Source organism: Paraburkholderia yinzeri (assembly GCF_046581065.1).
In the GTDB taxonomy this organism is placed as follows: domain Bacteria; phylum Pseudomonadota; class Gammaproteobacteria; order Burkholderiales; family Burkholderiaceae; genus Paraburkholderia.
The window spans coordinates 751,684-765,940 of the sequence record NZ_JBFOCJ010000003.1 but is presented as its reverse complement, the minus strand read 5'-3'; the positions used below and the strand labels follow the sequence as shown (position 1 = coordinate 765,940).

General features: G+C 64.5%; 12 protein-coding genes. 6 read left to right on the top strand and 6 right to left on the bottom strand.

Going from position 1 to position 14,257, the window contains the following annotated elements; all coding sequences use genetic code 11:
* The first annotated feature begins 122 nt into the window (after positions 1 to 122).
* Both WJ542_RS30300 and WJ542_RS30295 read left to right on the top strand, forming a co-directional pair.
* On the top strand, positions 123 to 1,361 hold the full coding sequence (locus WJ542_RS30300) for an MFS transporter (protein ID WP_411193223.1): 1,239 nt from the start codon (positions 123 to 125) through the stop codon (positions 1,359 to 1,361).
* Between the two features lie 32 nt (positions 1,362 to 1,393).
* Positions 1,394 to 2,233 carry an alpha/beta fold hydrolase gene (locus tag WJ542_RS30295; RefSeq protein ID WP_411193222.1) on the top strand — a complete coding sequence of 280 codons (840 nt, stop codon included), beginning with the start codon at positions 1,394 to 1,396 and terminating at the stop codon, positions 2,231 to 2,233.
* A 38-nt stretch (positions 2,234 to 2,271) separates the two neighbouring features.
* Here WJ542_RS30295 and WJ542_RS30290 read toward each other — a convergent pair whose 3' ends face one another.
* Entirely contained in the window at positions 2,272 to 3,168 is an 897-nt protein-coding gene (locus WJ542_RS30290; protein ID WP_411193221.1) for a LysR family transcriptional regulator, read from the bottom strand.
* A gap of 173 nt (positions 3,169 to 3,341) precedes the next feature.
* On the opposite strand from WJ542_RS30290, the gene WJ542_RS30285 reads away from it, so the two are divergent.
* Positions 3,342 to 4,817, top strand: coding sequence for a nitronate monooxygenase (locus WJ542_RS30285; RefSeq protein ID WP_411193220.1), 1,476 nt, complete (start codon positions 3,342 to 3,344; stop codon positions 4,815 to 4,817).
* A gap of 77 nt (positions 4,818 to 4,894) precedes the next feature.
* On the top strand, positions 4,895 to 6,721 hold the full coding sequence (locus WJ542_RS30280; protein ID WP_411193219.1) for a chloride channel protein: 1,827 nt from the start codon (positions 4,895 to 4,897) through the stop codon (positions 6,719 to 6,721).
* A gap of 76 nt (positions 6,722 to 6,797) precedes the next feature.
* On the opposite strand, the gene WJ542_RS30275 is transcribed toward WJ542_RS30280, so the two are convergent.
* Together WJ542_RS30275 and WJ542_RS30270 are read right to left on the bottom strand one after the other, a co-directional pair.
* Positions 6,798 to 7,853 carry an NAD(P)/FAD-dependent oxidoreductase gene (locus tag WJ542_RS30275; RefSeq protein ID WP_411193218.1) on the bottom strand — a complete coding sequence of 352 codons (1,056 nt, stop codon included), beginning with the start codon at positions 7,851 to 7,853 and terminating at the stop codon, positions 6,798 to 6,800.
* Between the two features lie 179 nt (positions 7,854 to 8,032).
* Complete coding sequence (locus tag WJ542_RS30270) at positions 8,033 to 9,007, bottom strand: cysteine synthase A (protein ID WP_411193217.1); 975 nt, start codon at positions 9,005 to 9,007, stop codon at positions 8,033 to 8,035.
* A gap of 193 nt (positions 9,008 to 9,200) precedes the next feature.
* Between WJ542_RS30270 and WJ542_RS30265 the strand changes: the two genes are divergently transcribed.
* Complete coding sequence (locus WJ542_RS30265; protein WP_411193216.1) at positions 9,201 to 9,509, top strand: DUF1840 domain-containing protein; 309 nt, start codon at positions 9,201 to 9,203, stop codon at positions 9,507 to 9,509.
* Here the strand turns inward: WJ542_RS30265 and WJ542_RS30260 are convergent.
* The 3 genes from WJ542_RS30260 to WJ542_RS30250 form a co-directional block, all read right to left on the bottom strand.
* Positions 9,493 to 11,316, bottom strand: coding sequence for a chloride channel protein (locus WJ542_RS30260; RefSeq protein WP_411193215.1), 1,824 nt, complete (start codon positions 11,314 to 11,316; stop codon positions 9,493 to 9,495). The two genes, WJ542_RS30265 and WJ542_RS30260, sit on opposite strands and share 17 nt — an antisense overlap.
* 4 nt (positions 11,317 to 11,320) lie before the next feature.
* Positions 11,321 to 11,734: a MarR family winged helix-turn-helix transcriptional regulator gene (locus WJ542_RS30255; RefSeq protein ID WP_411193565.1), complete on the bottom strand. Its 414-nt coding sequence runs from the start codon at positions 11,732 to 11,734 to the stop codon at positions 11,321 to 11,323.
* Between the two features lie 86 nt (positions 11,735 to 11,820).
* Positions 11,821 to 12,990, bottom strand: a complete 1,170-nt coding sequence (locus tag WJ542_RS30250) for an HPP family protein (protein WP_411193214.1) — start codon at positions 12,988 to 12,990, stop codon at positions 11,821 to 11,823.
* Positions 12,991 to 13,244: 254 nt separating this feature from the next.
* On the opposite strand from WJ542_RS30250, the gene WJ542_RS30245 reads away from it, so the two are divergent.
* A complete protein-coding gene (locus tag WJ542_RS30245) occupies positions 13,245 to 14,153 on the top strand; it encodes a DNA-binding protein (RefSeq protein ID WP_411193213.1) in 909 nt (302 codons plus the stop codon).
* Positions 14,154 to 14,257: the final 104 nt, after the last annotated feature.

The following is a 14,257-nucleotide window of genomic DNA, read 5'->3' as shown; positions in this document are numbered from 1 at the left end:
GCTGCCGCCATCGCGCGGCACGGATTCGTTGGTTTCTCCTGGTGTTCCTGGTTTTCCCGCGGGCCGGTCTTTTCGTTAGACTGCCAGCCTGAGCGCAAGCATAACCAGCAACCAGGAGACATATGGCATTCCCCAACAAATACCGGGTGTTGTTGATGATCTGGCTTCTCCAGTTCGTCAACTACCTCGACCGCATCAATCTCGCGGTCGCCGCGCCGACGATGATGAAGGAATTGTCGATCGGCCCCGATCTTTTCGGTTTCGTCCTCGCGGCCTTCACCTTCGGCTATGCGATTGCCCAGATTCCGGGCGGCGCGTTGGCCGACCGTTTCGGCGCGAAGCGGATGCTGATCGTGAGCCCGATTCTCTGGAGCCTTTTCACGGGCGCGACCGGCTTCGTTTCGACCGTGCTCGCGCTGATCGTCGTGCGCGTCCTGTTCGGCTTCGCCGAAGGCCTGTCCAATGGCGCGAGCTTTAAGTCGGTTGGCGACTACTTCCCGCCGCAGGAGCGATCGACGGCTAACGGCCTTTATCTTTCCGCGCTGGCATTGGGGCCGGCCTTCGTTGCGCCGATCGCGGTGTGGTTTCTGATTCATACGGGCTGGCAGGGCATGTTCCGCTGGCTTACGCTGCCCGGCCTTGCCATGGCCGTGCTGGCGGTGTTCCTCATGCCCGCAACCCGGGTGTCGCGCGAGGCGGCTGCGGCCGGCCCGAGCGAGCCGGCTTCGCACACGGGCGGGTCGTTCGGCGCGGTCATGCGGATGCCGCGGTCGTGGCTCATCTTTACCGCCTACCTCGCGTTCAACGTCGCGTTCTGGGGCTATCTGGGCTGGATGCCGAGCTATCTTTCGATGGCGCGCCACATCGATCTCAAGACGCTCGGTTTCGCGGCTTCCGTGCCGTATTTCGCGGGCACCGTCGGCATGTTCGTGTTCGGTTGGCTCGGCAGCACCGTCCTGTATCGCGCACGCTGCCTGCTGATCGCATTCATCTACCTCTGCACGGCGGCGTGCCTGTACGTGACGTACAACGTGGATAGCGCCGCGCACAGCATCATCGGCCTTTCGGCCGCCGGGTTCTTCCTCTATGGCGGATTCGGGCCGCTCTGGTCGGTGGTGCTGGACCTCACGCCGGACACGAGTCGCGGCGCCTTCTCGGGTTTCGTGAATTGCGGCGGCCAGATCGGCGGCTTTTTTGCGCCTATCGTGGTCGGCTGGATTGTCGGCAGGACGGCTTCGTTTACCGGGGGCTTCATCTTCATGAACGTCGCGCTTGCCATTGCCGCCGTTTGCTTCCTGCTGCTGCACACTGTCGTGCGTTCGCGGCAGTCGGCGGCGCTCGCGTCGGGCAAGGCCGCATGAGCGCGAGCGGCGGTGCATTCGCGGAAAGCGAAGTGCTCGCCGGCGGCGTGCTCACACGCTACGCGACGGCGGGTGCCGCGGGGCCTGCGGTGCTCCTCGTTCACGGGCGCGGCATCGGCGCGTCGGGGGCGACGGAGTGGCATCGTCTGTTGCCGCGGCTGGGCCGGGCCGGCTTTCGCGCGTACGCGCCCGATCACCTTTCGATGGGTTGGACCGATCTGCGCCCGCACGCGTGGCCGGTCAATGGCTACGAGAGCCTGATCGGCCACATGCTGGCCTTTCTCGACGCCATGCAGATCGAACGGGCCTTCGTGATCGGCAACTCGATGGGGGCCTATGTGGCGGCGCGCCTCGCGCTCGATGAGCCGCGCAGGGTGGCGGCGCTCACGATGATCGGCAGCAACACGCTGGCTGCCGCCCTCGACCTGATTCCCGCACCGGCGCCGGCCATGCCTCGGGAAGAAGACTGGCAGCGCGAAGGGATTCGGCGACAACTCCTGACGCAGTTCGCCGAACCGTCCGCATTGCCGGAGGCCATGCTCGATCGGCGTGTTGCGGCGGCTCAGCGGCCCGGGGCGCGCGAGGCCACCGAAGCGTTGATCGACGCACTGCGGGCGCGGGCAGGCGACGAGACGGTGCGGGCGGATTTTCTGATCGGTGACGGGCTGCTAAAACTCAGGATGCCTATGCAGATCCTTTGGGGCGAGCAAGATCACATCGCGCCGGTTGCGCTCGCGCACCAGATTGCCGCGTTGCTGCCCGCCATCCCTTGTGGCGTGATCCCGGCTGCGGGTCACCTGTGCCATATCGAAGCTGCCGATGCAGTGGCGAATTCGATCGTGCGATTTCTACGGCAGGTAGTATCCCAGTAGATCAGGATGACTGATCTTTTCTTCTGGCTATGAAATGGTCATGCTCGCCGCCATCCCCTGGTGCGTCCCTCAGGCGCCTGGGGCAATCTGAAATCTGCCTGCTTCGCGACGATCCGCAGTCCGCTCCGTGCACGCGAAAGGACGTCGCCATCGTATTCCGAGGTGTACACCGCATAAGCGGAGTGTGCGAACGCCGGTGCGTCGCGGACCAGGAACACCTCGCCTTTTTCCAGGAACGGCGCCACGGTGCCGGCACGAAAATATCCGGCTCCGCCCACCTCCAATAGATAGATCAGCGCCAACGGCCCGAGCGAGATCGTGACCGGCGGATTCGGAAAATCCGGAAAGGCCGCGCTATGGTTCGCCGCGAAATTGGGCCCCCAGTCGACGTACACATAATCTTCAGGGTCGAAGCGGCCGTTCGCCATGCTGGTCACCATGACGAGCTTTTCTTCGAGCAGCAGTTCGCACACGAGCCCGGGGCGCCGCGGCGGGTTGTAGAGCAACGCGAGATCGAGCGACCCGTCTTCGATGCGATCGAGCAGGCGATTGGGGGCGTCGACATCGGCGCGCAACGCCACTTCGGGGCAGACGTGATGCATCCACACGAGCCAGTCGGCCAGCAGCGGATGCCAGATGCTGAGTTCCCCGCCCACGCTGACCCCATCTTCCCGTCCCGGCGGCAGTCCTACGTGCTGTCTTGCGCGCTCCCAGCCCTGGACGAGGCTCGTCGCGTGGCGCACGAAGCGCTCACCGGCTGGCGTGAGCCGTGCCCCGGCCTTGTTGCGAACGAAGAGCGGACGTCCCAACTGCTGTTCGAGCGAGCGAATGCGGGCGCCCACCGCGGTCTGGGTCAGATGAAGGCGCTCGGCGGCGGCGACGAAACTGCCGCTGCCGGCAATTTCGAGGAAGGTACGGGCAAGGTCGATGTCCATCGATTCAGTGCAATATTTTTGCGGTCATTGGAAATAATAATTCATTTGTCAATTTTTAAATCGATATCCAGCATAGAGGCTGTCGCGATCTCCTGACACGCCGCCGGGTGGCCGCTTGTGCGCCACCGCGGTCTTTACAGATCGCTTTCCCTCTCCGCTGCTGGAGCCGTGCCATGTTCAGTCCATTGCGCAACGTTCAGACGCTCGCGCAGACGCCGTTGTGCGAAATGCTCGGCTGCCGATATCCGATCCTGCTGGCGGGAATGGGGGGCGTGTCGCGCCATGAACTCGTGGCGGCAGTGGCCGATGCCGGCGGATTCGGTTTTCTGGGCATGGTGCGGGAACCGCTCGACCTGATTCGCGACGAGGTGACCCGGGTGCGGCAAAGCACGGACGGGCCGTTCGGCGTCAATCTGATTCCCGCGGCGACCGACGCCGAACTGCTGCGCCAGCAGATCGACTTGTGCATCGAGTTGCGCGTGCCGGTGGTCGGCCTGTTCTGGGACGTCGCGCCCGACGCGATCGCCACGTTGCGCGCAGCCGGCATCCTGGTGGTCTATCAGGTCGGTTCGGCGAGCGACGCGCAACGGGCGCAGCAAGCCGGCGCCGACGCGCTGATCGTGCAGGGCGTGGAAGGCGGCGGCCACGTGCGCGGCCGGCAGCCGCGCGCGGAACTGCTGACTGAGGTGCTGGCCGTGACGGACGTGCCGGTGGCCGCCGCCGGCGGCATTGGCGACGGCCGGGATGTGGCGCGGGTGCTCGAGCAGGGCGCTCAGGCCGCGGTGCTGGGCACGGTGATGATCGCCACGCACGAATCCTTTGCCCACGAATATCACAAGCGGCGTCTGGTCGAAGCGCAGGCGTCCGAGACCGTGCTGACCGAAGCGTTTCATATCAACTGGCCTCCCCACGCCGCGGTCCGCGTGCTCGGCAACAGCGTGACGCGCGGCGAGCACGGCGATCCGTTCGTCTATGGTCGAACCGTGATCGGCGACGAAGAGGGACGCCCGATCTATCTGTTCAGCACCGATTCGCCGCTGCGCTCGATGACGGGCGACTACGAGGCGATGGCGCTCTATGCGGGCCTCGGTGTCGGGCGCATCACGACGGTGGAGCCTGCGGCGGAGCGCGTGGCACGCATCGTGGCTGAGGCGGCGGAGTCCCTGCACCGGCTGGACGCGCCGTCGAAGGCGTTGAGTTCGCCGGTCTGCTATGCCGCCGAGTTCGAACGCGAAAGCAACGAAGCCGTCGTCGTGCGGCTCGACGAACTGCTCGAGGCCGAGCGCGCGGGCGCGCGCGTGACGCTGGAAACGGCGGCCCATACGCGCGACGCCGGGCAGCGCGATGTCATCGAAGCTATCCATCGTGACGAGGTGAAGTGGTGCGCGATGCTGGCGCACGCGATTCGTACGCTCGACGGAATGCCCAGTTCGCACACCGGCGCTTTCTATGCCGAGGCGATGGCCATCGACGATCCGCTGGAACGTCTGGCCTTCGTCAATCGCGGTCAGGCATGGGTCGTGAGCAAGCTGCGCGAGGTGCTGCCGCTGGTGAACGACGCGGCCATCCAGCGGAGCCTGACCGAGATGCTGGTGGCCCACGAGTTGAATCGCGACAAGGTCGATGCGCTGCTCGACAGTGCGGGTTGAAGCATGAATGGCAAGGATGAGGACGGAATTTTCGATGAACAGGGTAACCCGGGATTTTCGGTGGTGAGGCAAGGAGAATGACGAGCGAGCACAAAGGCGATTTCACAACGGATGTCCGGCTTCTGCGCATCAGCGCCATCGCGGCGGTCGGCGGCGCACTGAGCACGGTCGCCGCCGATTTTCTGCTGCACCTGATCCGCTTCTTCACGAACCTGTTTTTCTTCCAGACGATCTCCACGGCGAACCATTCGCCTTCGCAGAACACACTGGGACTGCTCGTTGTCGTGGCGCCCGTGATCGGCGGTCTGCTGGTGGGATTGATCGCCCGGTACGGTTCGGAGCAGGTGCGCGGTCATGGCATACCGGAGGCCATCGAGGCGATCCTGTTCGGGAAGAGCAAGATGTCGCCGAAGGTCGCGGTTCTGAAACCGCTGGCCTCGGCAATCGCGATCGGCAGCGGCGGGCCGTTCGGCGCGGAAGGCCCAATCATCATGACGGGCGGCGCGATCGGTTCGCTCATCGCGCAATTTTTCCGTCTGACGAGTGCCGAACGGAAGTCGCTGCTGGTGGCGGGGGCGGTGGCAGGCATGACCGCGGTGTTCGGTACGCCGATTGCGGCCGTGCTGCTCGCAATCGAACTGCTGCTGTTCGAGTTGCGGCCCCGCAGCCTTTTGCCTGTCGCGATTGCGTGTGCGGTAGCGGGCTTCACGCGGCCGCTGCTGCTGGGCAGCGGGCCGTTGTTTCCGCTGCAAACCTTGCCGCTCGGCCCGATCGGTTTCGCGGCATCGGCCGTGGCCGGGTTGATTGCCGGCGCCTTGTCCTGGGGGCTGTCCACCTCGCTGTACAAGATGGAAGACCTCTTCGGCAAGCTCCCTGTCCATTGGATGTGGTGGCCCGCGTTGGGCGGCATCGCAGTCGGCATCGGCGGGTACTATCAGCCTCGCGCGCTTGGCGTCGGATACGACGTCATCGGCGACCTGCTGCAAAATCATCTCGCCGTTAGCGTGGTGATCTCGATCGTTCTCGTCAAAGCCGTTATCTGGGTCATCGCGCTGGCGTCGGGCACGTCGGGCGGCGTCCTCGCGCCATTGCTGATGATGGGCGCGGGCGTGGGCGCCGTGGTCGCTCCGTATATGCCCGGGGGCCAACCCGCGATCTGGCCGCTCGTCTTCATGGCCGCTGCGCTTGGGGGCATGATGCGCGCGCCCATCATGGCATCGGTATTCGCGTTCGAGCTGACGGGCGACATGAATGCCTTGCTGCCCCTGCTGGCGGCGGCTGCGGTCGCCTATGGCTTCACGGTCCTCATGATGCGCCGCTCGATTCTGACCGAGAAGATTGCCCGCCGCGGCTATCACATTTATCGCGAGTACAGCGTCGATCCGCTTGAGCGCCATTATGTGGATGAGGTGATGACGCGTGCCGTCGAGGCGATCGATGCGGGCGCAACGGTTGCCGATGTGCTTCGCGACCACTTTGGCCCGCAGCAGAAGTATCGCGCCTTTCCCGTGGTGGCGAATGGCGTCCTGGTGGGCATGGCAGACCGGACCTTGCTCGAGCGGATTCCTTCCGGCGAGTGCGGCAAGCCTGTGACCGCGTTTCTCTCGCCGGCACGCCCCGAGGTCGCTTTCCCGGGCGAAACCTGCAGAAACGTCGCTGCGCGCCTGGCCGTCACGGGGCTCGACCGTGTGCCCGTTGTCGAGGACGCGGAGACATATCGTCTGCTCGGCCTCGTATCGCGGCACGATCTGGTCAAGCCGCTGTTGTCGGTGTTCACGGAGGAGCGCGAGCGGGAGCAGTTCCGCCGTGTCTGGTTTGCGGGGGGGACGCGCTTCGCACCGGTTGGCAAGCCGCAGGACGCCCGTAGCGAGCGCACGGGGGAGACGACCGGGTCAAGCCAGTAAAGCCAATAAAGCGGAGGAACGGGATGCCGCATGACGAGACGGGAAGCGTCGGATTGCACGATGGCCTCCCGCGCCGCTAGGCATGACTTGCCGCAACCCGTTCCGCCAGTTTCGCATCGTAGCTCGAATGCACATGTATGCGCTTCTTGCCCGGAAAGGCATAGTTATAGGCCTTGCGCAAGGCAAGCGAGGCTTCGTGGAAGCCCGAAAGAATCAGCTTTTGTTTGTTGGGATAGGTTGCGATATCCCCTGCCGCGAAAATACCTGCCCGAGAGCTTTCGTAATACGCCGTATCGACGGCGATGCGTCCGCCTTGTATCTCGATGCCCCAGTTGACAATCGGGCCGAGGTCCGCAACGAGACCGTAGAGCACGAGCAACTCATCCGCCTCCAGGCGGGTGGCCCCGTCGATCTGATGAACGTCCACCGATTCGAGCCGGCCGGCAGGCGCATTCAGGCCAGCGATCGTACCGATTACGAAGCCGATTTCGCCGGCCTCGATCGACTGCCGCAAACGCGCGACGCTTGAGTCCACTGCGCTGAAGGCATTGCGGCGATGCACGAGCGTGACCTGCCGCGCGACGGGGAGCAGTGCCAACGCCCAGTCGAGCGCGGAGTCACCCCCACCCGCCACGACTACGTGCTTTCCGGAAAAGTCGCCGATATTTCGCACACCGTAGTGAAGATGACGTCCCTCGAGCGGTCCGGCTTCCGCGAGAGCCAGGCGCTGTGGAGCAAAGGCGCCGTTACCGGCGGCGATCAGGACCGCTGCGGTATCGAACCGGAGCCCCTCGCCGGTGAGGACGGTCCAGCGCCCGTCCTCACCCGATTCGAGGGTTTCGATGCGCTGACCCAGATGGATCGGCGGATCGAACGGGCGACATTGCTCGAGCAGCCGATCGACGAGATCGCGCGCCGTGCACGACGGGATGGCGGGAATATCGTAGATCGGTTTGTCCGGATAAAGCTCGATGCACTGGCCGCCGATGCGCTCGAGCGTTTCCACGATTTGACACGAGAGTCCGATTACCCCGGCCTCGAATGCCGCAAAAAGGCCCACGGGACCTGCGCCGACAATCAATACGTCCGTGCGTATCGGATCGTCGCCGGGTACGTTGCGCTGAGATGTCATATTCGTTCCCATGCCTGACGTGACGGCCTTACGATACCGCTACGGCCGCATGCAAACAACGATGCCATCACGGTTGGTATGGGCAATGCAGGTTCGGGGCCGAGGCACGCGTATGCATTAACCACTGAGGCAAGTGGGAAGGATACCGAAACAAATCGGGATTCGTGCCGCAGCGCGATCTACTGCGGCGCGAGGCCTTTGCTGCGCAGCCAGTCTGGATTGAAGAGACGTGCCTGATACAGGTTGCCGCGGTCGCACAGCAACGTCACGATCGTATGCCCCGGACCCATCTGCCGTGCGAGCTGCACCGCCGCCGCCACGTTGATGCCGGTCGATCCTCCGACGAACAATCCTTCTTCGCGCAGCAGGCGGTAGACCATGTTCACGCAGGTGGGATCGTCGACGCGAATGGCGTCGTCGATCGGCGTACCTTCCAGGTTGGCCGTCACGCGCGACGAGCCTATGCCTTCCGTGATCGAGTTGCCTTCCGAACGCAATTCGCCCGATTTCACGAAGTTGTACAAGGCGCTGCCGTCGGGGTCCGCCAGCACGATCCGTACGTCGGGATTCTTTTCCTTGAGGAAACGGGCGACACCTGCCAGCGTACCGCCCGTGCCGGTGGCGCACACGAACGCATCCACGGTGCCGGCCGTATCGCGCCAGATCTCGGGGCCGGTGGTTTCGTAATGCGCCTGGCGATTCGCGAGGTTCTCGAACTGATTGGCGCAGATCGCGTTCTCCAGTTCGCCAGCCAGATGGGCCGCAATCTTCTGGTAATTGTTCGGATCGCGATATGGCGCGGCAGGCACGGACCGCACCTCGGCGCCCAGCGCGCGCAGCAGTTCCATTTTTTCCGGAGACTGCGTTTCGGGAATGACGATCACGCAGCGGTAGCCGCGCGCGGCGCAGATATGCGCGAGGCCGATTCCCGTATTGCCCGCAGTACCTTCGACCACCGTGCCCGCCGCTTTCAGGCGGCCCGTGCGCTCCGCCTCTTCGATGATGTAGCGCGCCGCGCGATCCTTGACGGATCCGCCCGGATTCATGAATTCAGCTTTGCCGAATATTTCGCAGCCGGTTTCTTCGCAAAGTTTCGCAAGCCGGATGAGCGGCGTATTGCCGATCGCACCGGTAAATCCCTCTGACACGCGCATGACGCCCTCCGCGGCGAAATGTGTCCTTCATGGAGAATAGACCGCCGGACAGCGAACGGGGTAGCGTGGCGCCGGCATCCCGCAGCGCGATGCTCCAAGACCGTCTTCGGCCGGATTGCCGCTTGATTGTGTCATGTTGTGATATAAAATGAAAGCATGCGCGCAGACGGCGCCATACAAGGGAGGATCCGACATGCTGGTCACGTTTCAATCGCGGGCTGCGCCTGACGTAGTCATGCTCAGGGATCTCGCCCAATATCTGCTGGGACTCGTGGGGCGTCGGCTCGGCGCGCGCGGCGTTATTTCGCATGACGAATTGCCGAAGGCGATCGAACGCATGGAAGCGGAAATTGCCGCGGCCGAGCGTCATGAACTGGCCCTGCAATACTCGCGCGATCGCGACCATCGGCCAGCCAACGAACTTTCCCAGCGAGCCTGGCCCTTTATCAACATGATGAGAGAGTCCGAAAAGCAGCACGCCGACATTATCTGGGGGTTATAGCCCCGCGCGTGTTGTCGTGGGCGTGCTTGCGGACGGGTTCGAAACGGCGCCTGGCCGGGCTGAGCGCAATGCGGCGGAAGCGCTCGCGCTTTTGCTCTTCTTCGAAATGGGCGAGCGACGGCTTGACGAGATCGCTGCGGGACACGATGCCCACGAGCTGCAACGATTCTCCGTCCGCAACGACCGGCAGCCGCTCGAGACCATGCACGGCCATGCGTGCGGCAACCTGGCGGCACGTCTCGGTCGGGAGTGCCACGACGGTCGATTTTCCGCCCAGCAGTTCCCCGACCGGCGTATCCATGGGCCGGCTATCGCGCCACGCGTCGAGCGCCGACCGGTCGAGAATGCCCAGTACCGCCCCGTCCCTCACCACAGGGTAGGCGCGCCGCGTCTGTGCCGGGCCAAAGTAGCGATCCAGCGTGTCCTGCACGCTCAGGCTCGCATCGATCGCATCGACGCCGCGCGTCATGACTTCGTCGACGTAGTGCCGTTCGAGCGGATCGACGCCGTATTCGCGGTAGATGTGATAGCCGCGCCGCGCGATCTTTTCGGTCATGATCGAGCGCTTCATCACGACCGTGGCGAAGCCATGAGCGACGAGCGTTGCCGCGAGCAGCGGCAGCAACGCATTGGCATCGTGCGTCAGCTCGAAAGCGAAGATGATGGCCGTCAAGGGGGCGCCGAGCGTCGCGCCGAGCATGGCCGCCATACAGACGAGCGGCCAGAGCGCGGGGTCGGCACCGGGCAGCACGTGGCTGAGCACCACGCCGAGTCCCGCGCCCAGCATCAGCAGCGGGGCGAGTACGCCGCCCGAGGTGCCGGAGCCGAGCGCGATCACCCACATGATCGCCTTCACGGCGAGAATGGCGAGCGCAGCCTGTACGACGATGTGCTGATGCAGCAGGTCGCCGATTACGTCGTAGCCCACACCGAGCGCGCGCGGCTCGAAAAAGCCGCCCACACCCACCGCGAGTCCGCCGATTGCCGGCCACCACATCCAGTGGATCGGCAGGTTGCCGAAGAGATCTTCGGTCTTGTAGAGCGCGGCCGAGAGGCTCGAGGCGAGCGCTCCCGCGAGGAGGCCCGCGACGACGCACGAGATCAGCGAAAGGGCTTGCGGCGGCGGCGTGTCGAGCGGAAAGAGCGGGCCCGTCGGAAAGAAGATCGCGCGTGCGAAGCCGGCCACGGCGCAGGCAAGCGCCACCGGCAGGAAGCTGCGCGGGCGCCATTCGAACAGCAGGAGTTCGACGGCCAGCAGGACCGCCGCCACGGGTGTGCCGAACACGGCCGTCATGCCTGCCGCCGCACCGGCGACGAGCAGCGTCTTGCGCTCGGCGGAGGTGACTTTCACGCATTGCGCGATGAGCGAGCCGATGGCGCCGCCGGTCATGATGATCGGGCCTTCGGCGCCGAACGGGCCGCCGCTGCCGATCACGATGCCGGAAGAGAGCGGCTTGAGCACGGCGACCTTCGGCGACATGCGGCTTTTGCCGAAGAGAATGGCTTCGATGGCTTCGGGAATGCCGTGGCCGCGAATCTTGTCCGAGCCGAAGCGCGCCATCATGCCCACGATGAGTCCGCCCATCACGGGGACGATCACGACCCACCCTCCAAGCCTGTTGAGTGCGGGCGAATGATCGGCGAACGAAAAATGACCGAAGAAGAACAGGTTCGTGAAGAGGTGAATCAGGTTGAGCAGCACGAAGGCGGCTACCGTGCCGAGCATGCCTATGCCGGCGGCGAGCGCGCAAATATAGGGCAGCCTGTCGTTGACCGAAAAATCTCGTTTGTGGGTGTTGTGATTCATGAATTCAAGAATCGATCTGCGGAATGGTGAATCTGCCCTCGAGCGAGCGCAACTCGGCACGATGCATTTCGGCAAGGCGTGCGAGGATTCGCTCGCCTGCCGGCAAGATGTGAACTTCGACCTGGCGACGGTCCCGTTCGCTGACCCGGCGCTCGACCAGGTCGAGCGCTTCGCAGCGGGACACGAGGGCCACCACGCCGTGGTGCTGCGCCTGGAGCCGTTCGGCGAGTTCGCCGATGGTCGCCCATTCGCGGCCGGGATAGCCCTTGATGTGCAGAAGCAGCAGATACTGAAGCGGCGTAACGCCTTCGCCCTGGGCTGCCTGTTCAGAAAAGCGCTCGAAGCGCCGCATCTGATAGCGGAACTCCGAGAGCTGTTCGAAATTCGTCTTGCTCAAGTTTCGCGTGGGTGTTTTCATGAGGTATTCATCGCGGGGGTAAAGCGCAAAATATGCCGCGGGGTGATATAAATCGGCGAGCATGCCACGTGGTGGGCGTACGCTCTTCAGGCCGCGAGACTCTCCTGTGCCAGCGTCTGTCTATACAGCCCCGCGATGAGGTCTGCCTGCGTGATGATGCCTGCGAGCTGACGGTGTCTGTCGACGATCGGAATGTGGTGGTGTCCCATGTCCGCGAACATCGTGACCAACTGCACGATGGGCGTATCGGTGTGGACAGTCCGTACGTGGAGGGTCATCAGCCTCGACACGGGAATGTCGGTCTGATCGCCGGGCGCGAACCATTTGTTCACGAGGCGCTCCACCCGGTTGCCGACCCTGGCCGGACGATAGTTGTCCGCGAGGTCGGTGCGCGTAACGATGCCGATTACCTGTCTGCCTGCGTCGATTACCGGCAACGCCTTGATGCCATGCCGCGTGAGCAGTTCCCACGCGGCGTTGGCCGTCGTGTCCGGGGTGATGCTGATCACGTCGCGCGACATGACATCCGCCGCACTCAATTCGCTGAACGTGCGCGCATAGGCGCGGATCTGCGCCTCGCGCAGCACGGCTTCGAGGTCCTCGGGGGCAATGTCCAGCATTTCGTTGCGTTGCTTCAGGACCGCTTCCAGATCGGCGCGCGAGAAGCCCGCTTGTGCCGCTTGTGTTGCTTGAGCGGGCCGGCCGGCCGCGGCCTTTGCGTTGGGCTCGGTGCGGGCGGCGGCGTGCGGATACCGGTGTCCGGTGATTGCATGGTAGGCGAGGGCCGAGCCAAGCAGTACGAACGATTGTGCCGCGATCGGCTCGAGTACGAAGCCGTAGCCGAGCGAGTGGATCGCCGGGCCCCCAAGCACGGCGGTGAGCGCCACGGCGCCGGAAGGCGGGTGCACGCAGCGCAGCGTGAACATTGCGGCAATCGCGACACCGGCTGCAATGGCCGCAGCAAGGACCGGATCGTCGATCAGGAGTCCACAGGTTACGCCGACCGTCGCGGAAACGAGGTTGCCGCCGATGATCGACCACGGTTGGGCGAGCGGGCTGGCCGGCACTCCGAATAGCAACACGGCGGAGGCGCCCATCGGCGCGACGAGGAGCGGCACGGCAATGCCGTCTTTAAGCGTGAAGTGCATGAGCGCGCCGGTGAGCGCGAGGCCGAGGAGCGCGCCGAATCCGGCGCGGAGCCGCTCCGGCCACTTGACCGTCACGGGAACCGGCGCGAAACGGGACAGCCAGCCCATGAGCCGGGAATGCGTTGGATTCAATTTGTACGATGGAAACAGGTGGCGGAGCAGTGCCCAAAGATAGGCGAAAGCGACGCTCTGGGGAAAGAACATCGAGTGATATTTATATGTCATTGTGACATATTGCCGCCCGGTCGACCAGTTCCCGCGCGGTATGGGCAGCCGAAACAAAAGCGGTGGAATAACGATAGCGTTGGAAATATAACGGTTTACGTTGTATTATTGATCATCGCTATCCTCGCAAGCCCGCCATGCCCGATATCCTCCCGGACGAAGCCCGTCTCGCCGCCGAAATCGACCGGCTGAAAGCGGAATTTCCCAAGACCCGCGAGCTTTACCGCGAGGTTTGCGCGCTCATGTTCTTCCGTTTCGGCATCACGCCCACGGCCAACCGGCTCTATCAACTGGTGCGCCGGGGCAGCATGGGCACGCCTACGGCCGTGCTGGGCGAGTTCTGGAGCGAGTTGCGCGAAAAGAGCCGCGTGCGTATCGAGCATGCGGATATGCCCGAAGAGCTTCAAGATGCGGCGGGCGAATTCGTCGGGGCTCTCTGGAACCGGGCGAGCGCGGCGGCCGAGGCCTCGCTGGCCGCGTTGCGCGACGAAGTGGAGGAGGCGCGCCGCGCGGCGCAGGCGGCGATGACCGCATTGCAGGCCGATCTCGCCCGCACGGAGACGGCACTGGAGCAGCGCACCGCGGCCTTGCTCGCGGCGCAGGTGCGGATCCACGAACTTGAGCAGGCCCAGGCCGCCAACCAGACCTCTGCCGGGGCGCTCGAAGCCGAGGTCGCGCGGCTGCAGGCAGCGGAAAAGCGTGCCGCGCTGGAAAACGATCGCGAGCGCGCGTCCCATACGCGTTTGCAACGCGAGGCGGAGGCAGCGGCCCGCCGTGCGGCGCGTGCAGAGGAGGGGGCTCGCACCGAAATCCAGTCGTTGCAGACGCAACTGGGCGATCTGCGTCATCAGTCGGGCATGCTCGAGGGACACCTCGAAGCGCTGCGAGCGACTCATGCGGCGCAGGGGCGGGAACTCGACACGCTGCGCCAGAAGCTTGGCGGCGCGGAGCCGACGGCTCCGCGCGCAACGCGCCGGGTGGGGCGTCCCGCGGCGGAAGCCGCCAAGCCGCTGCGTCCGCATCGCAAGGGGAGCGCGCAATCATGATGAGCGGCCGATTGTTCTGAAGCGCGCAGGTGTCGTGCGGGCATTGCACATTCGTGGCTCCATGAACTGCTGTTGTCATGGACCTACCGTTGGGACCACGATTT

Coding starts and splice junctions, on each gene's coding strand:
- WJ542_RS30285 (WP_411193220.1), top strand. CDS start 3,342: ATGTTCAGTCCATTGCGCAACGTTCAGACGCTCGCGCAGACGCCGTTG.
- WJ542_RS30265 (WP_411193216.1), top strand. CDS start 9,201: ATGCTGGTCACGTTTCAATCGCGGGCTGCGCCTGACGTAGTCATGCTC.
- WJ542_RS30270 (WP_411193217.1), bottom strand. CDS start 9,007: ATGCGCGTGTCAGAGGGATTTACCGGTGCGATCGGCAATACGCCGCTC.
- WJ542_RS30275 (WP_411193218.1), bottom strand. CDS start 7,853: ATGACATCTCAGCGCAACGTACCCGGCGACGATCCGATACGCACGGAC.
- WJ542_RS30280 (WP_411193219.1), top strand. CDS start 4,895: ATGACGAGCGAGCACAAAGGCGATTTCACAACGGATGTCCGGCTTCTG.
- WJ542_RS30300 (WP_411193223.1), top strand. CDS start 123: ATGGCATTCCCCAACAAATACCGGGTGTTGTTGATGATCTGGCTTCTC.
- WJ542_RS30255 (WP_411193565.1), bottom strand. CDS start 11,734: ATGAAAACACCCACGCGAAACTTGAGCAAGACGAATTTCGAACAGCTC.
- WJ542_RS30250 (WP_411193214.1), bottom strand. CDS start 12,990: ATGGGCTGGCTGTCCCGTTTCGCGCCGGTTCCCGTGACGGTCAAGTGG.
- WJ542_RS30290 (WP_411193221.1), bottom strand. CDS start 3,168: ATGGACATCGACCTTGCCCGTACCTTCCTCGAAATTGCCGGCAGCGGC.
- WJ542_RS30245 (WP_411193213.1), top strand. CDS start 13,245: ATGCCCGATATCCTCCCGGACGAAGCCCGTCTCGCCGCCGAAATCGAC.
- WJ542_RS30260 (WP_411193215.1), bottom strand. CDS start 11,316: ATGAATCACAACACCCACAAACGAGATTTTTCGGTCAACGACAGGCTG.